16 protein-coding genes and 1 pseudogene are annotated in these 18,410 nt (G+C 60.0%); 9 read left to right on the top strand and 8 right to left on the bottom strand.

What is annotated here, in order from left to right; all coding sequences use genetic code 11:
• Positions 1-81: 81 nt before the first annotated feature.
• Positions 82-1,410, top strand: a complete 1,329-nt coding sequence (gene pssA, locus J5M56_RS21625; protein WP_225915483.1) for a CDP-diacylglycerol--serine O-phosphatidyltransferase — start codon at positions 82-84, stop codon at positions 1,408-1,410.
• Between the two features lie 231 nt (positions 1,411-1,641).
• On the top strand, positions 1,642-2,802 hold the full coding sequence (locus J5M56_RS21620) for a GGDEF domain-containing protein (protein ID WP_207937756.1): 1,161 nt from the start codon (positions 1,642-1,644) through the stop codon (positions 2,800-2,802).
• 31 nt (positions 2,803-2,833) lie between these two features.
• Here J5M56_RS21620 and ppnN read toward each other — a convergent pair whose 3' ends face one another.
• Both ppnN and J5M56_RS21610 read right to left on the bottom strand, forming a co-directional pair.
• Positions 2,834-4,207 (bottom strand): nucleotide 5'-monophosphate nucleosidase PpnN, encoded by a 1,374-nt coding sequence (gene ppnN / locus J5M56_RS21615; RefSeq protein WP_060478430.1) that lies wholly within the window; start codon positions 4,205-4,207, stop codon positions 2,834-2,836.
• A 63-nt stretch (positions 4,208-4,270) separates the two neighbouring features.
• A complete protein-coding gene (locus J5M56_RS21610) occupies positions 4,271-5,332 on the bottom strand; it encodes a YeiH family protein (protein WP_207937755.1) in 1,062 nt (353 codons plus the stop codon).
• Between the two features lie 110 nt (positions 5,333-5,442).
• On the opposite strand from J5M56_RS21610, the gene J5M56_RS21605 reads away from it, so the two are divergent.
• Positions 5,443-6,321 carry a LysR family transcriptional regulator gene (locus J5M56_RS21605; RefSeq protein ID WP_186477948.1) on the top strand — a complete coding sequence of 293 codons (879 nt, stop codon included), beginning with the start codon at positions 5,443-5,445 and terminating at the stop codon, positions 6,319-6,321.
• Positions 6,322-6,339: 18 nt separating this feature from the next.
• On the opposite strand, the gene J5M56_RS27085 is transcribed toward J5M56_RS21605, so the two are convergent.
• Positions 6,340-7,656 carry a PAS domain-containing methyl-accepting chemotaxis protein gene (locus tag J5M56_RS27085; RefSeq protein WP_207937754.1) on the bottom strand — a complete coding sequence of 439 codons (1,317 nt, stop codon included), beginning with the start codon at positions 7,654-7,656 and terminating at the stop codon, positions 6,340-6,342.
• A 73-nt stretch (positions 7,657-7,729) separates the two neighbouring features.
• Positions 7,730-8,428, bottom strand: coding sequence for an EAL domain-containing protein (locus J5M56_RS21595; RefSeq protein WP_243430858.1), 699 nt, complete (start codon positions 8,426-8,428; stop codon positions 7,730-7,732).
• Between the two features lie 377 nt (positions 8,429-8,805).
• Between J5M56_RS21595 and arfB the strand changes: the two genes are divergently transcribed.
• The gene (gene arfB / locus J5M56_RS21590) at positions 8,806-9,219 is read left to right on the top strand and encodes an alternative ribosome rescue aminoacyl-tRNA hydrolase ArfB (RefSeq protein ID WP_207937752.1); all 414 of its coding nucleotides are present in this window, start codon (positions 8,806-8,808) and stop codon (positions 9,217-9,219) included.
• A 50-nt stretch (positions 9,220-9,269) separates the two neighbouring features.
• On the opposite strand, the gene pncB is transcribed toward arfB, so the two are convergent.
• Positions 9,270-10,469 (bottom strand): nicotinate phosphoribosyltransferase, encoded by a 1,200-nt coding sequence (gene pncB / locus J5M56_RS21585; protein ID WP_186477945.1) that lies wholly within the window; start codon positions 10,467-10,469, stop codon positions 9,270-9,272.
• Entirely contained in the window at positions 10,466-11,116 is a 651-nt protein-coding gene (locus tag J5M56_RS21580; protein ID WP_207937751.1) for a nicotinamidase, read from the bottom strand. Before J5M56_RS21580 ends, pncB begins: the two co-directional genes overlap by 4 nt.
• A gap of 138 nt (positions 11,117-11,254) precedes the next feature.
• Between J5M56_RS21580 and J5M56_RS21575 the strand changes: the two genes are divergently transcribed.
• Positions 11,255-11,959: an NUDIX hydrolase gene (locus J5M56_RS21575; RefSeq protein ID WP_060478423.1), complete on the top strand. Its 705-nt coding sequence runs from the start codon at positions 11,255-11,257 to the stop codon at positions 11,957-11,959.
• A gap of 12 nt (positions 11,960-11,971) precedes the next feature.
• On the opposite strand, the gene J5M56_RS21570 is transcribed toward J5M56_RS21575, so the two are convergent.
• Positions 11,972-12,565 carry a cupin domain-containing protein gene (locus J5M56_RS21570; protein ID WP_060478422.1) on the bottom strand — a complete coding sequence of 198 codons (594 nt, stop codon included), beginning with the start codon at positions 12,563-12,565 and terminating at the stop codon, positions 11,972-11,974.
• 334 nt (positions 12,566-12,899) lie between these two features.
• Here J5M56_RS21570 and glnT point away from each other — a divergent pair.
• From glnT to J5M56_RS21550, 4 genes and pseudogenes are all read left to right on the top strand, one after another.
• A pseudogene (glnT, locus tag J5M56_RS21565) lies at positions 12,900-14,234 on the top strand (type III glutamate--ammonia ligase).
• A 66-nt stretch (positions 14,235-14,300) separates the two neighbouring features.
• Entirely contained in the window at positions 14,301-15,206 is a 906-nt protein-coding gene (locus J5M56_RS21560; protein WP_186477942.1) for a glutamine amidotransferase family protein, read from the top strand.
• Between the two features lie 25 nt (positions 15,207-15,231).
• Positions 15,232-15,906, top strand: a complete 675-nt coding sequence (locus J5M56_RS21555) for a protein glxC (protein ID WP_186477941.1) — start codon at positions 15,232-15,234, stop codon at positions 15,904-15,906.
• A gap of 15 nt (positions 15,907-15,921) precedes the next feature.
• Positions 15,922-17,247, top strand: coding sequence for an FMN-binding glutamate synthase family protein (locus tag J5M56_RS21550; RefSeq protein ID WP_186477940.1), 1,326 nt, complete (start codon positions 15,922-15,924; stop codon positions 17,245-17,247).
• A 113-nt stretch (positions 17,248-17,360) separates the two neighbouring features.
• Here the strand turns inward: J5M56_RS21550 and J5M56_RS21545 are convergent.
• On the bottom strand, positions 17,361-18,410 hold a 1,050-nt coding region (locus J5M56_RS21545; RefSeq protein WP_207937750.1), incomplete at its 5' end, for a cytosine permease.

Here is an 18,410-nt window from a genome sequence, read left to right as displayed (position 1 = left end):
AAGGGTCGTCGCCGGGCTGATCTTAAACCCCCGCGCAACGGCCAGGAATGGTCCTGACTACAAAAAGGAAGGTGATCGTACGTGAACCCCGAATCCATGCTGGCGGCGCTGCCGGGCTTCGCCATTGCACCCGAGGCGGTCCAGGTGCTGCCCGATGCCGCGGCCTATCGCACCTGCCTGCTCGAGCGCATTGCCTCGGCGACGCGGCGCATCGTCATCGTCGCACTGTACTTGCAGGAGGACGAGGCCGGCCAGGAGGTGCTCGACGCGCTCTACCAGGCCAAAGCGCACCGGCCGCAGTTGCAGGTGATCATCGTGGTCGACTGGTTCCGCGCCCGCCGAGGCTTGCTGGGGGCCGGGCGCCAACCTGGCAATGCAGCCTGGTACCAGGCCCAGCGCCAGTTGCATGGGCTCGACATCGTGATCCATGGCGTACCGGTGCAGACCCGTGAGTTGTTCGGCGTGCTGCACCTCAAAGGCAGCGTGATCGATGACTGCGTGATCTATACCGGTGCCAGCCTCAACAATGTCTACCTGCACCGCTTCGATCGTTATCGGCTTGACCGTTATCATCTGTTCCATTCGCCGGGGCTGGCCGACTCCATGGTCGACCTGGTTCAGCGCCTTTTGCATCATACCGCGACCCCTCGGTTGGACCTCCCAGCGCCCCCGCCTACCCGCAGTCTGCGCGGCGACATACGGCGCCTGCGCGCACGCCTTCGGCGCATGGCGTACGACGCGCCGGCGGCGGTGGCAGGGCAGGGGTTGCGGGTAATCCCATTGCTCGGGGTGGGTCGCGGCAACCCGCTCAACCGCACAATCTGCGCTTTGCTGGCTCAAGCGCATGAGCAGGCGGTCATCAGTACCCCGTATTTCAACCCCCCGCGCGTGGTGATGCGTGAGATCGACCATGCCTTGGACCGTGGCGTGCGTATCGAGCTGATTGTCGGCCACCGTACTGCCAATGACTTCTATATCGCGCCTGGTGAGCCATTCAGTGCCAGCGGCGCTTTGCCTTACCTGTATGAGGATAACCTGCGAGCTTTTGCACGGCGCCGTCACACCGCCGTCGCCAGCGGTCAACTGCAGATACGTATCTGGAACGACCCAGGGCATACCTTTCATGCCAAAGGGGTTTGGATCGACCAGCGTTATTCCCTGTTGACCGGCAACAACCTTAACCCACGCGGGTTCAACCTCGACCTGGAAAACGGCCTGCTGATCGACGATCCCCAGGGACAATGGCGGGTGCCGCGTGCGGTGGAGCTTGAGAGTATCCGCCGGCATGCTCCACAAATCAGTACGGTCGCCGAACTGGGCGAGAAGGCCGAGCACCCCAAGAACGTACGCAAACTCCTGCGCCGCTTACGCTACAGCCGGCTTGAGCCATTGATCAAGCGAATGCTCTGACCGGCGGCGGACACAGGCGGCCCTTTTGCTGGGCTGTGCGAATCCTTGTTGGCAAGCATCCGCTAAGATGAACTTCAGGCCTGGGGCGTTAGGTCGCCAACCAGGCCAGGAAATGCACAGCTTGCAGGGAGCTATTCATTTGCATGCAAAGCGAAGTGTCGCCCCTCTGAAAAGTTCTCTCAAGCGCATACAATCAGCCTTTTCTCGTTAACCAGATAGGCCAATCCGTATATGGCGCTTGATCCACCTACGATGCTGACCATCACCGTTGCCCTGGCCGCTGCTGCGGCGTTCTACCTGGCGATCGAGTGGCGCAGTGTCCGCGAAACTTCACTGCTGTTCTGGAGTGCAGGTTTTGCCACCATCACAGTCGGCTCGACCCTGGCTCTGCTACGCGGGATCGGCCTGCTGCTGATCGGGATCTGGCTCGCCAATGGCTTGCTGGTGGTCGCGCACGCCTGCTTCCTGGCCGGGGTGGTGCGTTTTACCCAAACCCGGCTTTCGCGGGGGTGGCTGCTGATCGTGCTGGTGTGGTTTGGCTTGCTGCTGCTGCCAGTGGGGCCGCAATGGTCGAAAGTCATGCTGACCGTCAACTCGCTGCTGGTGGCACTGTTGACCTTGAAGGCCAGCTGGCTGCTACGGCCCCATGGCAAATCACTGAGTGTGGGAGCGGTGCAGCTGCGTTACGTGCTGCTGTTCCATGGCATGTTCTATGTGGCCAAGGCGATCGTGGCTTTGACGTCCGGTTCGCTGATTGACCTGGCAACCTTTGGCGGCCTGATCATCCAGATTTCGCTGGTGGAAGGGGCAATGGCACTGATGCTGATTGCGCTGTCGATGACCGGCACCGTGCGTTATCGCCGGGAAGAGCGCATTGCCCGATTGGCCGCCCGTGACCCGTTGACAGCGTTGTACAACCGGCGTGCCCTGGAAGTTCGCGCACCGCACCTGTTCAAGGCGGTCAGTCCCACGCACCCAGGTGCGTTGTTGCTGATCGATATCGACAACTTCAAGCTGGTCAACGACCTGCACGGGCATGCCGCTGGCGACCGGCTGTTGATTGCCTTAAGTGAAATGATTCGCGCAGCGCTGCCAGAACGGTCGCTGGCCGCGCGGTTGGGTGGCGATGAATTCGTGATTCTGCTCAGCGATGCCAGCAGCGAAAAAGTGGTGGAGCTGGGCAGCCAATTGCGCGAGCAGTTCCAGACGTTTGCCAGGGAGGGGATGCCGACCCCGCAGGCAGTGACCTTGAGTATTGGCGCCAACCTGTTCGACCAGCCGCCAGCCAGCCTGGCAGCAGTGATCGAGCAGGGGGATGTGGCGTTGTATCAATCCAAGCGCGGGGGGCGTGACAGCATCCGCCTGGTGAATCGTACCTTGGCCGGCTTGTGACAAGCGGGGCCGACGTGCGGCCCCGGCTCCCTCAGGTCACCACCTGATAGCAAGGCACGTAAGCTGCGCCGCCTGGTAGTTTCATGCGGTGCTGGTCGACGAATGCCTGCAACAGGCGGCCGAGCGGCTCGAGTATTGCCGCATCGCCACGGATCTGATACGGCCCGTGCTCTTCGATCAAACGGATCCCCTTGTCCTTCACGTTGCCCGCCACGATGCCGGAAAACGCCCGGCGCAGATTGGCGGCCAACTCGTGGGGGGGCAGATCGCGGCTCAGGGCCAATTCGGCCATGTTGGCGTGGGTTGGATCGAACGGGTGCTGGAAGCCTCCGTCGATTTTCAGCAGCCAGTTGAAGTGGAAGGCATCGTTGCGTTCGCGGCGGAACTGCTTGACCTCTTTGAGCCCTTCGACCATCTGCCGCGCGACCTGCGCCGGGTCATCGATGATGATCTGGTAGTGACGCTGCGCGGCTTCGCCAAGGGTGGCGCCGACGAAGGCATGCAGCTGTTGCAGGAACGGTTCGGCGCTGCGCGGCCCAGTGAGCACCACAGGGAAGGGCAGGTCCTGGTTGTCCGGGTGCATCAGGATGCCGAGCAGGTAGAGGAACTCTTCAGCGGTGCCGGCACCGCCAGGGAAGATAATGATGCCGTGGCCGACACGGACGAAAGCCTCAAGGCGCTTTTCGATGTCCGGCAGGATCACCAGTTCGTTGACGATAGGGTTCGGCGCCTCGGCAGCGATGATGCCGGGCTCGGTCAGGCCTAGGTAACGGCTGCCGTGCATGCGCTGCTTGGCATGGGCGATGGTGGCGCCTTTCATCGGGCCCTTCATCACGCCCGGGCCACAGCCTGTGCAGATGTCCAGCTTGCGCAGGCCCAGCTCATGGCCGACCTTTTTGGTGTATTGATACTCCTCGCTGCTGATCGAGTGGCCACCCCAGCACACGACCATTTTGGGTTCCACACCCGGACGCAGGGTACGGGCGTTGCGCAGCAAATGGAAAACGTAATCGGTGATCCCCTGGGAGCTTTCCAGGTCGATGCGCTGGCTGGCCAGTTCGCTTTCGGTGTAAACGATGTCGCGCAGGGCGCTGAACAGCATTTCTCGGGTACTGGCGATCATTTCGCCATCGACGAACGCATCGGCTGGCGCGTTCAGCAGTTCAAGGCGTACGCCCCGGTCTTGCTGGTGGATACGGACTTCGAAGTCCTTGTAAGCCTCAAGGATGGTCTTGGCATTGTCGACATGGGCGCCGGTATTGAGAATGGCCAGGGCGCACTGGCGGAACAAGGTGTAGAGCGTACCGCTACCGGCTTCACTCAATTGTTGGACTTCACGTTGCGACAGCGTCTCCAGGCTGCCTTTGGGGCTGACGGATGCATTGATGACGTGGCGTTGAGGCATCTAAGTCGTTCCTGTGCAGGTAAAAACATCCTTGTAAGACAACACCATACCGATCATTGCACGTCAACCTAAAAGGCGTTGTACGGCCAAAGTGATTGCCAGGCCACCCGCGACGAGCCATACGTTGAGCAGTGCGCCAGTGACCAGTGCTTTGGGGCCTGCCTGACGGATCTGGCTCCAGCGCGTCTGAATCCCGAGGGCGGTCATGGCCATGGTCAGGGCGAATGTGTCCAGGCTATTGACTGCTTGGGTCACACTGCCCGGTAGTACCTGCAGCGAGTTCACCACAACCAGGGCGAGGAAGCCGAAGGCGAACCAGGGCAGGGTGATGGGACCATTGCCTTGGGCAAGGCCCGGCCGGCGTGAGCGGCTGACCCAGATACCCACCACCAGCAGCACCGGCACCAACAGCATTACTCGGGTCATCTTGACGATGGTCGCAATGTGCGTGGCTTCAGGGCTGACGTTGCTGGCCGCGCCCACGACTTGAGCCACTTCGTGCACGGTGCCGCCGAGGAACAGGCCGGCGCCTAGTGTGTCCAGCGGCAGCCAGCCAGCGTTGATCGCCCATGGCAAAAGGAACATCGACAACGTACCGAACAACACCACGCTGCCCACTGCCATGGCACTTTTGTGAGGAGCACTGCGAAGCGCCGATTCGAACGCGAGCACTGCCGCAGCACCGCATATCGCACTGCCGGCTGCAGTCAGCAACGCGGTGTCGCGGTCCAGCTTCATCAGCTTGGTGCCGCACCACCAGCCGATCAACAGCGTGCTGCTGACCACCAGCAGAGAAACGCACAGCCCAGCCCAGCCGACCTCGGCAATTTCTTGCAAGCTCACGCGCAGGCCAAAGAAGGCTACGGCGATGCGTAGCAACTGGCGTGCGGAAAAGTTGACGCCGGCCGCCCAACCTGCGGGTACGGCGTCGCGCAGAACGTTGCCGTACAGGGCGCCGGCCACTATCCCGACAATCAAGGGGCTGATGCCGAGGCTGGCAATGCTGGGCAGGGCTGCCAACTGGGTGACTGCCAGCGCAAACAATGCAACGAACAGAATGCCGTTGAGCCGCCCTCGGGGGGAATGGGTGGGCGCCAACGGGGAGTTAGAAGAAACCGTGGCCATGTTAGGACCTCTGGAAGGATTACGACATGGCCTAGATTATTCCGGTTATAAGCTTATAAAAAATCGTGATTTAGGATGGCAAATATCCGACTAGCTGATATTTTAGGGGTATGAGCCCAGAGCAGCTGATAACGTTCGCAACCGTCGCCGAGCATGGCAATATCAGCCATGCCGCTTTGGCGTTGCATTTGTCGCAACCTGCGGTTTCCGGCCAGCTCAAATTGCTCCAGGAAGACTTCGGCGAGCCGCTGTATCAGCGTGCCGGCCGTGGCGTGCGCCTGACCGCGGCCGGCGAGCAATTGCTGGCCCATGCGCAGCGGCTTCGGGAAACCTTCCGCCAAGCCCAGGCTTTGGCTGAAGCAATGCGTGGGTTGGAACGCGGCACGCTGCGCATTGGTGCCAGTACCACGCCGGCCAGCTACCTGTTGCCCTACCTGATCGCAGACTTCCATGCGCGCTACCCCGATGTGCTGGTCAGCACGACCCACGGCAATACGGCAGAAATCGTCGCGGCACTGCACAGTGTCGACATCGCCTTGATAGAAGGCCCGCCTGGGCAAGACTTGCCCGTGGGCACGGGCGTCACTCCGTGGCAGCAGGATGAAATCGTGGCGATCGTTCCCGGCGGCCATCCGCTTGCGGACGAAACCGAACAGTCCCTCACGGCGCTGGGCGCTTACCCTTTGGTGCTTCGCGAAAGTGGCTCCGGGGTGCGTCAGATCGTTGAACGGGCATTCGCCCGGCAAGGCATCGCCGTGCGTGTGGCGCTGGAGATCGCGGGTGTGGAGGGGGTGAAGGAGGCCGTCCGGGCTGGCATGGGGATTGGCTTCGTGTCGGCTATGTCGATCCGCCACGAAGATGGCGTATTACGGGCAGTGAGAATCGCGCATGAACCTCTGCTGCGGCGCTTTTCCATTCTTCTACCCCATGCCGCCGCACCCTCCCGCGCAGCGTCACGGTTCATGGAGCTCTGTTTGGGGCAACACTAGGCTGTGATAGCCAAGCGATCAGTGTTGTACCGTTTGGCCGAACTGCTTGACCGCCTCCACCACCTGGCGTGCCCCGCATTGAATTTCCTCGATTACTTTGCCTGCCTTGCCAACCATTTCAACACCAAGGCCGGTCTTGTCCAGGCTGATCTGCATACCCTGGACGGCTTGTTGGGACAGATCATTATTACGCTGTACCACCTCTTTGATTTCCATCGTGGCCTGAGCGGTACGCACTGCCAGGTTGCGTACTTCGTCTGCTACCACAGAAAAACCTCTGCCGTGTTCTCCTGCTCTGGCCGCTTCGATCGCTGCGTTCAAGGCCAGCAGGTTGGTTTGCTCGGCGACTTCGCGAATGGTTTGAATAATCTGGGTGATGACTTCCGATTGCTGGTTCACCGCATGGATACGCTGCGCAGCCTTGGACAGTTCTGCAGCGATTTCCCTCACAGTGGCAATGGTATCGCCGATGATGCGCGCGCCTTGCACTGCGTGGTCATCGGTCCTCCGGGCAACCGCGTAGGCCAGGCTCGCCGCCGCTGACTCTGCTTTTTGCTGATTGACTTGAGCGGTGATGTCGCGGGCAAATTTAACAATCTTGTAGAGCTTGTTTTGCCCATCGAACACCGGGTTGTACGTGGCGCTCAACCAAACGGTAGCGCCCAGCCGATCGATCCGCTCGAAGCGGCCAGAGCAGAATTCGCCTTTGTTCAATTGAGCCCAGAACGTCCTGTAGTCAGCCGAGCCCGAGGCTTCACGGGTGCAGAATAGGCGATGGTGCTTGCCTTTGATGTCTTGCAGTTCATAACGCATGGTCCGCAAGAAGTTCTGATTGGCCTCAAGCACATGACCATCAGGATCGAATGACACCATGGCCATTGATCGGTTGATCGCGTCCATGGTGCTGTGCTGCTCTTGTTCAAGCTTTACCCGTTCGGTGATCGGGTGGGCCAGCATGATGATGCGTTCCACGCGCCCGTCGGCGCCATGGACAGGGTTGTAACTCGCCTCTAGCCACAGAGTGGTTCGATCTTTACTGCGCAACATCACGCGATTCGAAACAGGCGTACCCTGGCGCAGCCTTGGCAAAAGATCGACACTGGTACACGAGGTCGTCGACTCATGTGCTTCAAGCACGTTGTGGTGCTTGCCGATGATATCTTCCAGGTTGTAGCCAAGCGCATGCAGGAGGTTTTGGTTGGCAGCGAGTATCAAGGCATTTGGCGTCAACTCCAGCATCATGTTGGATAGATCCAGCGCGCGTTCCCTCGCTTGCTTGCTTTTCAATGCCAAAGATAAGTTTTCAAGATCGAGTTTAAGTCGTTTATTGAACATAGGCTGGCCCGATATCGGTGCGCACGAGGGATGAAGGCATTGGGTTATGAAAAGCCAAGTCTGGCGAGCGCTGCTAAGGCCAATGGACGGCGGGAAGGCCTTCGTAAGCTGGGCGAGCGAAAAGAAAGCCTTGGAACAGGTTGATACCAAGCGCTTGCAGGGTGACGAGTTCTTCGAAGGTCTCGACCCCTTCGGCGATGACCTCGATGCCTAACTCGCGGGACATTGTGACGATCCCTGAGGTTATGACTTGCTTGGGTCTGCTCTGGCCTATACCTCGGATCAGGTCCATGTCGATTTTGATGATATCTGGCTGAAAATCCGCGAGCAGGTTCAGGCCGGCATAGCCGGCGCCAAAGTCATCGATAGCAGTCTTGAAGCCTTGTTTTTTATAACTGCTCAAGATTTTCTTGATATGAGATCTGTCGGTGATGCTCTCACTCTCGGTGACTTCGAAAATCATCTTTTCAATGGGGAACTGGTACTTTTCAGCCGCTTGAAGCGTTGTCCGTATGCACGCTTGCGGCTGGTAGACGGCGTTGGGCAGAAAATTGATGCTGAGAAATGCTTGGATGCCGTTCTGTGCGGCCAGTTCGACGGATTTGACGCGGCAGGCCTGATCGAAGCTGTACCTGTTCAGATCATTCACTTGGCTCAAGACGGCTTGAGCACCTGCTCCGTCTATGCCGCGCACCAACGATTCGTAACCGAAGATGCTGTGATCCCGCGTGTTCACGATTGGCTGGAACGCCATCGTGAAGTCGAAGTCCATAGCTTTATTGTCCCTGCAGTTGCGGCAACCGGAAGGCTGTTGAAGCGTATGGGGTATCAGTTGCATAGGTAATCTTGCACCTCGTGGGTTGACGGCAGTGTGAAGGCTCCGTGCCAATTCCGGAGGTGCGTACACGCTCAGTGGGAACAGTATTGCTCCAATACTTGTACAAAGGAAGTGGGTTGTACAAGTATTTTGCATATTTATCGTGCTGAAATGGCCATTTCATGTGGCGATAGTGCCAATCTGTACAAATTTGTTCGTCATTGCTTGTGCAAAAAACCGATGTGACAGGCCAGTGAGGTGCTGCAGGGTTGGTTTAGCTTTGGAAGAGTGGCGTGTGCCGTGATAATGGGCACTTCGAAAAGGGCCCTGTCATGCTTAGCATCACCAATCATGTGCATCTGCCAGATGCTGAAATCGAATTGACCTACATCCGCGCGCAAGGGGCGGGCGGGCAGAACGTCAACAAGGTGTCGAGCGCTGTGCATCTGCGCTTTGATATCCGAGCTTCGTCCTTGCCCGAGTTTTACAAGGAGCGACTGCTGGCCTTGCGCGATAGCCGCATCACCGCAGAAGGGGTATTGATCATCAAAGCCCAGCAGTTTCGCACCCAAGAGCAGAACCGCACCGACGCGCTGGCGCGTCTGGCCCAAATGATTCTCGCGGCGGGCGAAATCCAGAAAAAGCGCCGCCCCACCAAACCTACCCTTGGTTCGAAAACCCGTCGCCTAGAAGGCAAGGCCAAGCGCAGCACCATCAAGGCGGGGAGGGGGAAGGTAAAGTTCTAGGGTTATGCCTGCCCTAGCCGGCGACGCGCCGACGTACCCGGCCCCGCAGATCAGTTCACCTTGAACACGTGTTTCATGTAGGCCACGAAGTTCTCATCCCGACACTGTGTCTTGCCAGGGCTGTCGGAAATTTTCGCCACTGGCGCGCCATTGCAGTCGGTCATTTTGATCACGATGTTCATCGGTTCAACACCGGGAATATCGCAGGTCAGGCGTGTGCCAATGCCGAAGCTTACGTTGATACGCGAATGCAGGGCTCGATACAGGCCCAAGGCTTTGGCGAAGTCCAGCCCGTCGGAGAAGATCAGTGTCTTGCTCTTAGGGTCGATCCCCAGCCGTTCGTAATGCGCGATGGCCTTTTCCGCCCACACTAGCGGGTCGCCCGAGTCGTGGCGCAGGCCGTCGAACAACTTGGCGAAGTACAAGTCGAAGTCGCCCAGAAACGCGTCCATGGTGATGCAGTCGGTCAAGGCGATACCCAGCAAGCCCCGGTATTCCCGCACCCAACATTCCAAGGCCGCCACCTGGCTGTCCACCAGGCGCGGGCCCAGTTGTTGGTGGGCCATGAACCACTCGTGGGCCATGGTACCCAGCGGCTTGAGTTCAAGCTCGCGGGCCAAGTGCACGTTGCTGGTGCCGACGAAGCGGCCAGGGAAGTCATGCTTGAGGATGTAGACCACCTCTTCCTGCACGCGGTAGGAAAACCGCCGCCGAGTGCCAAAGTCGGCCAGTTGAAAGCCAGCGAGCTCTTCGTTGCTGGCCTGTGCCTTGAGCCAGTCAAGCTTCTGGTACAACCGCTCACCTACTTGTTCGATGACAACGTCACGGTAACGGATACGGTTACGCACCTCGCTGATGATCGCCAGCAGCGGTATTTCGTAGAGAATCACGTGCAGCCAAGGCCCACGCACACGAATAGCCAACTGCCCAGCGGCGTCGAGGCCGACCTGCACGTAGCGCAGGTTGAAGCGGAATAGGCTGAGGAAGCGCAGGAAGTCCGGCTTGAGGAACGGGATCTTTTCCAGATAGGCCAACTGGTCATGGGTGACTGTCACTTCAGCCAACTGCTCGATCTGATAGCGTATCTCTGCCAGGTATGGCGAGAGGTCTTCGCCATTGCGGCAGCGAAACTCCCATTCCACCTCAGCGTTGGGGTAGTTGTGCAGCACCGCTTGCATCATGGTGATTTTATAGAAGTCGGTGTCCAGGAGGTTCTGGATGATGCGCGGGCCAAAGACGCTTTCACTCATGGGCGGTCTTCCTTGATCAGAGAGAGTTGGTAGTCCAGGGCTGCTTCGTCGCCGCACAGGATCACGCCTTCGGCGGCCAACGAGCCGCACGCGGTGATGGCACCTGCCTGGGTCAGGGCTCGGCAGGCCGGTAGATAGAGCAGCACCTTGAACCCTGCCTGGCGCAGTTGCCGTGCGGTGGTCTTGACGCAATAGTCCAACGCCAGGCCGCCAACGATCACCGCGCCTACACCGTGCACTTTGAGGTACTCGATAACCCCCGTGGAGCGCCGTTCTGCCAGGTCGTGATAACAAGCGCCGTAGGGGTGCAGGTCAGGTTCGACTCCCTTCCAGACGAAGTAGTCGTAGTCGATGGGCGCGGGCAGCCCGGGCAGCAGGTCGAAACCAGGGGTGCCGGGGACGCAATGGCTGACCCAGGTCAGGTCGGCATTATCTAGGCCGAGCGGTTGCAGCATCTGGCCGGGTTCGGCCACCACCCACGCCGCGTTGGCCGGATGGGCGTCCTTGCTACCCAGGCGCAGATCGGCGCGCAGGGCCATCGTGTTGAGGTCCGGGGCGATTTCGTTGCCTTCGGGCACCGGCAACTCCTGGGGGGCATTGGCGGTGAAGCCATTTTGCGCATCCACATCGAAACTGGCGATCTTCATGGCGGGTCTCCTCGCTGGAATGGCTATATAATCCACCTGGTGTTGTAAGTGTGTCAAGTTCTCCTTTTGGTGATGTTCTGGCTTGCCATACTTAGACGCTCTGGTGGATTATTGGCTTGATTGATAAGGAGCTTTGTCGTGAGTACAGTCGAAGTCCTGGCCAGTGTCGATATCGTCGCCCTGCGCTTGGCCCCTGATGCCCAGCATCTGCAAGTGTTGTTGCGCCGTCGGCAGCGCGAACCCCATGCCGGCCAATGGGCCTTGCCTGGCGTCATCGTCAATGGGCGCATTGCCGATACCACCCTGGACGGCGCGGCGCAGCGCGCCTTGTGTGAGAAGGCTCGGGTTGTGCCGTGCCACCTTGAACAAGTGGGGACTGAAGGCAATGCTTTCCGCGATCCGCGTGGGTGGTCGTTGAGTACCTACTACCTCGCGCTGCTCAACCCGCAACAGCAAATTGAAGATGAGCAATTGGCATTTTTCGATCTCGTCAGTGTGATCGAGCGCAAGGTGCTATTGCCGTTCGACCATAACCTACTGGTCGAACGGGTGCGCGAACGCCTGGCATCCAAGACTCTTTACAGCAGTCTGCCGTTGTATCTGCTGGCGCAAAAGTTCACGGTGCTCGATGCAGTAGGGGCGGTGCAGGCGTGTTTGGGGCAGGCGGTGAACAACACGTCGCTGCGCAAACGCCTGGATCGCTTGCGCGAGCTGGGGTGGGTGCGCGATACGGGGGAAAAGAACCAGCCCCGTCTAGGCCGACCGCAGCAGTTGTATGAGCACACGCCGCAAGGCGACCGAGTATTCATGTTCGACCGCAGCCTTCTGCCAGAAGGGGCTTGAAAGAGCGCAGGCTTACTCGTCGCTGTAGTTCATGATCGAAAGCAGGCGAATTGGCACTTTCACCAGTTGCTCCGGCCCATGGGGCGTTTCGCCATCGAATGTTAGGCTGTCCCCGGCCTGCATGCGGTAGAGCTGGTTGCCGTGGCGATAGACCAGTTCACCCTCCAGCAAATGTAGGAACTCGGTACCGGGATGGGCAAAGGTTGGGAATTCCTCGCTGGCGTCATCCATGGTGACCATGTACGCCTCGAAGTTTTTCTTCGGCCCTCTGGCATGGTTGAGCAAATGATAGGTATGGCCTTTCTCGGTGCCGCGGCGCACCACCTCCAGCCCTTCGCCGTCCTTGACCAGCAAGGCATTGCCATCAGGCTGATCATATTGGCTGAACAGCTTGGCCATCGGCATCCCCAGCACGTCGCACAGGCGGCTCAGGGTGTCGAGGCTGGTGGACACTTGCGCATTCTCGATCTTGCTCAGCATGCCCTGGCTGATGCCTGCAATGCGTGCCACGTCGGCAAGCTTGAGCGACTGAGCCTGGCGCTGGCGCTTGATTTGTAAACCCAGGTATTGCTCCAGGCGCAGCCGCGGTTCGGTTTCGGTTGACATCAAATGCCCTGCACGTTTTCAGTTCAAGAATAAATATTTCGCACTGGGAAAGTGCGCGGCTTAGGTAGTCTGCGCGTTTTTTTCCTCAGACGAAAACAAGTTTCCCATAAAGGTGGCAGAAAAACCTGTACTGATTTTGCCCTGGTTTCTGAGGGTCCGAAGCTTCTCCCATAGGGCTTGCAAGGCATCTCAAGAGCGGCCTGAGCCGTGAGTAGGGCGTAGAAGCGCGAGATGGCGTTGAAGCATTGCGATGTTGGCAAGCACATTGCATTCCTGCTGGGAAAGTAAATTTCCCATGCGGAATTAGCGCACCTCAGCCAGGAGTGACCAACCCATGTTGCCAGCAGAAACGCAGCGCACCCTCGATCAGCACGGTATCAAGTACGTGCTGGCGCAGTTCGTCGACATCCACGGATCGGCGAAGACCAAGTCGGTGCCGGTATCGGGCCTGAAAATGGTAGCTGAAGAGGGTGCCGGCTTTGCCGGGTTCGCCATCTGCGGCATGGGCATGGAGCCCCATGGCCCGGACTTCATGGCCCGTGGCGATCTGTCCACGTTGATTCCAGTACCGTGGCAGCCGGGCTATGGCCGCGTGGTCTGCGTCGGACATGTCAATGGCCAGCCCTGGCCCTATGACAGCCGTTACGTGTTGCAGCAACAGGTACAGCGCCTGGCCGACAAGGGCTGGACGCTGAACACCGGGTTGGAGCCGGAGTTCAGCCTGTTCCGCCGGGACGAGGGCGGCAAGCTGCAACTGGTGGATGCCTCCGACAACCTCGATAAGCCTTGCTACGACTACAAAGGCCTTTCGCGTTCGCGATTGTTTCTCGAACGCTTGACCGAGGCGCTACAGCCGGTTGGCTTCGACATTTACCAAATCGACCACGAAGATGCCAACGGCCAATTCGAAATCAATTACACCTACAGCGACGCAATGGAGTCGGCCGACCGCTTCACGTTCTTCCGCATGGCCGCCGGCGAGATCGCCAATGACTTGGGCATGATTTGCTCGTTCATGCCCAAGCCCGACCCCAAGCGCGCTGGCAATGGCATGCACTTCCATTTGTCGTTGGCCAGTAGCAGCAACAAGAACCTGTTCCACGACCCCTCCGACAGCAGCGGCATGGGCCTGTCGAAGCTCGCTTACCACTTCGCCGCTGGCTTGCTGGCCCATGGTCCGGCGCTATGCGCTTTCGCAGCGCCGACGGTCAACTCGTACAAACGCCTGGTGGTGGGTCGCTCGCTTTCCGGCGCCACCTGGGCGCCGGCTTTCGTCGCCTACGGCGCCAACAATTGATCGGCGATGGTGCGCATCCCATACGGACGCCTGGAGTTTCGCCTGCCCGACGCCGGCTGCAACCCGTACCTGGTCACTGCCGCGATCATCGCTGCAGGCCTTGATGGCATCGACCGCGAGTTGGAACCGGGCCAGATGTGCAACGAGAACCTCTACAACCTGAGCCTGGAACAGATCGCCGCACGGGGTATCGCGACCCTGCCGCAGTCGCTCAAAGAGGCCGTTGACGCGCTCGAGGCCGACTCGCTGTTTCGCGAGGTGCTCGGTGCCCAGATCGTCGACGAATTCATCAAGCTCAAACGCATGGAGTGGGTTGAGTACTGCCGCCACGTCTCCGACTGGGAAATCCAGCGTTACACCGAATTCTTCTGACCGCCAACCCAATCCCGGGGTGGCGGCGCTTGCAGCGGCTACCCACTGCATAGAAGGAGTATCAGCATGTGTGGAATTGTAGGCCTGTATCTGAAAAAGCCGCAGTTGCATGCGCAGCTCGGCAAACTTTTCGAACCCATGCTCCAAGCCATGACCGACCGCGGCCCGGACAGTGCCGGCTTTGCCATCTATGGCGATGAAGTGACCGATGGCTGGGTCAAGCTGACGCTGCAGGTGACGGAGATAGACTATCCATGGGCCGCCCTGATGGGTCAGCTCGAAGGGCGCTTGGGTTGCTCGCTGGACTGGTTCCAGAACGCCAGCGCTGCCGTACTCAAAGCCCAAACCAGCGAGGCGCTCGTCCGTAAGGCCCTGACTGAGCTGGCACCGGATGTGCGCATCATGAGCGCCGGGCAGAGCATCGAGATCCTCAAGGGCATGGGCCTGCCGGCAGACATTTCCAGCCGCTTCGGCCTGGCAGGCATGAAAGGGAGCCACATCATCGGCCATACCCGCATGGCCACCGAAAGCGCGGTGACCCTGGAAGGTAGCCACCCGTTTTCGACCGGGGCCGATCTGTGCCTGGTACACAACGGCTCACTGTCCAACCACTTCCGCCTGCGCCAGGAACTGCGTCGCGAAGGCATCACTTTTGAAACCGAAAACGATACCGAAGTCGCCGCTGGCTATCTGACCTGGCGATTGCAGCAGGGCGATACCCTGGCCCAGGCCCTGGATGGTGCTCTGGAAGATCTGGACGGCTTTTTCACCTTTGCCATCGGCACCCGCAACGGTTTCGCCGTGATCCGCGATCCGATCGCCTGTAAGCCCGCAGTGCTGGCTGAAACCGACGACTACGTGGCCATGGCCTCGGAATATCAAGCGCTGGCGAGCTTGCCTGGTATCGAAAAGGCCAAGGTCTGGGAGCCTGCCCCGGCCACGCTCTACGTCTGGGAGCGCGAAAGCGCCTGACCTCACCGAACCACTGGAGAACTTCATGAAAACGATCGACCTTTCCAGCGCCTCGGTGCGCGCACTCAACCAGTCCCTGCATGGCCAGGTGCATGACCAAGAATGGCGGGTGACCCACCCTGACGGTAAGCACAACCTGGCCGTGGGTATCAACGCCGCCGTATCGGTGGATATCGAAGGCCACGCGGGCTACTACTGCGCCGGCATGAACCAACAGGCCAGTATCACTGTGCACGGAAACGTCGGTGTGGGCGTCGCCGAGAACATGATGTCCGGTTCGGTAAGGGTCAAGGGCAGCGCTTCTCAGGCGGCCGGCGCGACCGCCCATGGCGGGCTACTGGTCATCGAAGGAGATGCGGGCGCGCGTTGCGGTATTTCCATGAAGGGCGTGGATATCGTGGTTGGCGGCAGTATTGGCCACATGAGCTGCTTCATGGGCCAGGCCGGGCGCCTGGTGGTATGCGGCGATGCCGGGGATGCCTTGGGCGACTCGCTGTATGAGGTGCGTATCTACGTCAAAGGTACGGTGCAGTCGCTGGGTTCGGACTGTATAGAGAAAGAAATGCGCGCCGAGCACTTGCAAGAGCTGCAGCAATTGCTGAACCAGGCCGGCCTTGGGCACAAGGCGGCCGATTTCAAACGTTATGGCTCGGCTCGCCAGCTGTACAACTTTAAAGTCGACAACGCCAGCGCGTACTGATCCAGGAGCATCGCCATGAGTGAACAAACCCCCCCGGTATTGCGTGAGTCGGCCACCTTCGATCGCCTGACCATCCAGGAAATCCAGCGTGCCGCCGAAACCGGCATCTACGACATTCGCGGTGGCGGTACCAAGCGCCGCGTGCCGCATTTTGACGATCTGTTGCTGCTGGGCGCCAGCGTGTCGCGTTACCCGCTCGAAGGCTACCGTGAAAAATGCGGTACTGACGTGGTGTTAGGCAACCGTTTTGCCAAGAAGCCGATCCACCTGAAAATCCCGGTGACCATTGCCGGCATGAGTTTCGGAGCATTGTCGGCCAATGCCAAAGAGGCCCTGGGCCGTGGCGCGACCATCGCGGGCACCAGCACCACTACCGGTGACGGCGGCATGACTCCGGAGGAGCGCGGCCAGTCGCAGCACCTGGTGTACCAGTACCTGCCGTCGCGTTACGGCATGAACCCTGACGATCTGCGCAAAGCCGACGCCATCGAGATCGTCCTGGGCCAAGGTGCCAAGCCGGGCGGCGGTGGCATGCTGCTGGGCATGAAGGTGACCGAGCGCGTGGCCGGCATGCGCACCTTGCCGGTCGGCGTGGATCAGCGTTCAGCGTGCCGTCACCCGGATTGGACGGGCCCTGACGACTTGGCCATCAAGATTGCCGAAATCCGCGAGATCACTGACTGGGAAAAACCTATCTATGTGAAGATCGGCGCCAGCCGCCCGTACTACGACGTCAAACTGGCGGTGAAGGCCGGCGCCGATGTGATCGTGCTCGATGGCATGCAGGGCGGTACCGCCGCCACCCAGGAGGTGTTCATCGAGCATGTTGGCATTCCGATCCTGCCGGCTATCCCCCAGGCGGTGCAGGCGCTGCAGGAGATGGGTATGCACCGCAAGGTTCAGTTGATCGTCTCCGGTGGCATTCGCAACGGTGCCGACGTAGCCAAGGCCATGGCCTTGGGTGCCGACGCTGTGGCCATCGGTACGGCGGCATTGATCGCGCTGGGCGACAACCACCCGCGCCTGGATAGTGAGCTGAAGAAAATTGGCTCCGCTGCAGGCTTCTACGACGACTGGCAGAATGGCCGCGACCCTGCCGGTATCACCACCCAGGACCCGGAGCTGGCCAAGCGCCTGAACCCGGAGGAGGCTGGCCGGCGTTTGGCCAATTACCTGCGGGTGCTGGTGCTGGAGGCGCAGACCATGGCCCGCGCCTGCGGCAAGTCGCATCTGCACAACCTCGACCCAGAAGACCTGGTGGCACTGACCGTTGAAGCCGCTGCCATGGCCCGGGTGCCGTTGGCCGGCACAGCCTGGGTGCCTGGCCAGGCGCCGTACTGACCCATCACTACACCGCCGGCCTTGAAGCCGGCGGTGTAGGTCTGCGCGGGAGTGATTTCACGGCGTACCGGCCTTATCGCGGGCTCACCCGCGAGCAGGCCGGTACAGGTCAATCAGTGACTCATGGCCAGCTTGGCACTGGTCTGGCGACGACGGTAAGCGCTGTCGCGCGAGGCCAGCCACCAGTACAGCGGCGAGGTGATCGCCAGGCCCACCAGCCAGGACAGGTCTGCGCCGTTGATGTGCTCGGAGATCGGCCCGACATACAGCGGTGTGTTCATGAACGGGATCTGCACCACGATGCCCACTGCATAGGCAATCAGCGCCTGCGGGTTATAGCGGCCGTAGATACCGCCATCGACCTTGAAGATCGACTGGATGTCGTAGTCGCCCTTGTGAATGGCATAGAAGTCGATCAGGTTGATCGCCGTCCACGGCACCAGCACCACCAGCAGCACCAGGACCATGTCGACGAAGTGGCCAATGAAGTCGGCCGAGGCGAACACCGCCACCACGCAGCACGCGGCCAGCACGATCAGCGACAGCACCGCGCGGCTCTTGGCGGTCGGGATCCAACGGTAGGCGAAGGTTTGCACCAGGGTGATGATCGACAGCACCGCACCGTACAGGTTGAGGGCGTTGTGGCTGATCACGCTGAGCAGAAACAGCACCAGCATCACCGGGCCCAGAGTACCGGTGGCGAGCTTGACCGCGTCCATGGTGTCCATGCCCGCCGGGATCGCCAACACGGCCACGGCGCCGAAGATGAACGACAAGCTCGAACCCAGGGCCGAGCCCAGGTAGGTAGTCCAGAAGGTCGAGCTGACCTTCACGTCAGCCGGCAGGTAGCGCGAGTAGTCCGACACGTACGGCGCGAAGGCGATCTGCCAAAGTGCTGCCAGCGACACAGTGGCCAGCCAGCCGGCCAGGTTGAAGCCGCCGCGGGTGAGGAAATCGTCGCTTTGTACATGGCTGAAAATGTAGCCAAAGCCCACCACGATGCCGATACCCAGCACCCAGGTGCCGATGCGGTTGAGCACGTGAATGAAGCGGTAACCGATGATGCCGATGATGCCTGAGCCCAGCGCACCAATGACGATGCCTACCGGCACTGGCACGGCCTCGACCACGCCATGCAGCGACTTGCCCGCCAGCACGATGTT

Origin of the sequence: Pseudomonas sp. 51_B, from assembly GCF_017491595.1 — a bacterium.
GTDB classification, from domain to species: domain Bacteria; phylum Pseudomonadota; class Gammaproteobacteria; order Pseudomonadales; family Pseudomonadaceae; genus Aquipseudomonas; species Aquipseudomonas promysalinigenes.
Note: the sequence above shows the minus strand (reverse complement) of the source record. Positions and strands in the feature narration are given on the sequence as shown.

What these genes read in the sequence shown, in the direction of transcription:
- J5M56_RS21620 (WP_207937756.1), top strand. Translation starts at nt 1,642, where the DNA reads ATGGCGCTTGATCCACCTACGATGCTGACCATCACCGTTGCCCTGGCC.
- ppnN (WP_060478430.1), bottom strand. Translation starts at nt 4,207, where the DNA reads ATGCCTCAACGCCACGTCATCAATGCATCCGTCAGCCCCAAAGGCAGC.
- J5M56_RS21610 (WP_207937755.1), bottom strand. Translation starts at nt 5,332, where the DNA reads ATGGCCACGGTTTCTTCTAACTCCCCGTTGGCGCCCACCCATTCCCCC.
- J5M56_RS21605 (WP_186477948.1), top strand. Translation starts at nt 5,443, where the DNA reads ATGAGCCCAGAGCAGCTGATAACGTTCGCAACCGTCGCCGAGCATGGC.
- J5M56_RS27085 (WP_207937754.1), bottom strand. Translation starts at nt 7,656, where the DNA reads ATGTTCAATAAACGACTTAAACTCGATCTTGAAAACTTATCTTTGGCA.
- J5M56_RS21595 (WP_243430858.1), bottom strand. Translation starts at nt 8,428, where the DNA reads ATGGACTTCGACTTCACGATGGCGTTCCAGCCAATCGTGAACACGCGG.
- arfB (WP_207937752.1), top strand. Translation starts at nt 8,806, where the DNA reads ATGCTTAGCATCACCAATCATGTGCATCTGCCAGATGCTGAAATCGAA.
- pncB (WP_186477945.1), bottom strand. Translation starts at nt 10,469, where the DNA reads ATGAGTGAAAGCGTCTTTGGCCCGCGCATCATCCAGAACCTCCTGGAC.
- J5M56_RS21580 (WP_207937751.1), bottom strand. Translation starts at nt 11,116, where the DNA reads ATGAAGATCGCCAGTTTCGATGTGGATGCGCAAAATGGCTTCACCGCC.
- J5M56_RS21570 (WP_060478422.1), bottom strand. Translation starts at nt 12,565, where the DNA reads ATGTCAACCGAAACCGAACCGCGGCTGCGCCTGGAGCAATACCTGGGT.
- J5M56_RS21560 (WP_186477942.1), top strand. Translation starts at nt 14,301, where the DNA reads ATGTGTGGAATTGTAGGCCTGTATCTGAAAAAGCCGCAGTTGCATGCG.
- J5M56_RS21555 (WP_186477941.1), top strand. Translation starts at nt 15,232, where the DNA reads ATGAAAACGATCGACCTTTCCAGCGCCTCGGTGCGCGCACTCAACCAG.
- J5M56_RS21550 (WP_186477940.1), top strand. Translation starts at nt 15,922, where the DNA reads ATGAGTGAACAAACCCCCCCGGTATTGCGTGAGTCGGCCACCTTCGAT.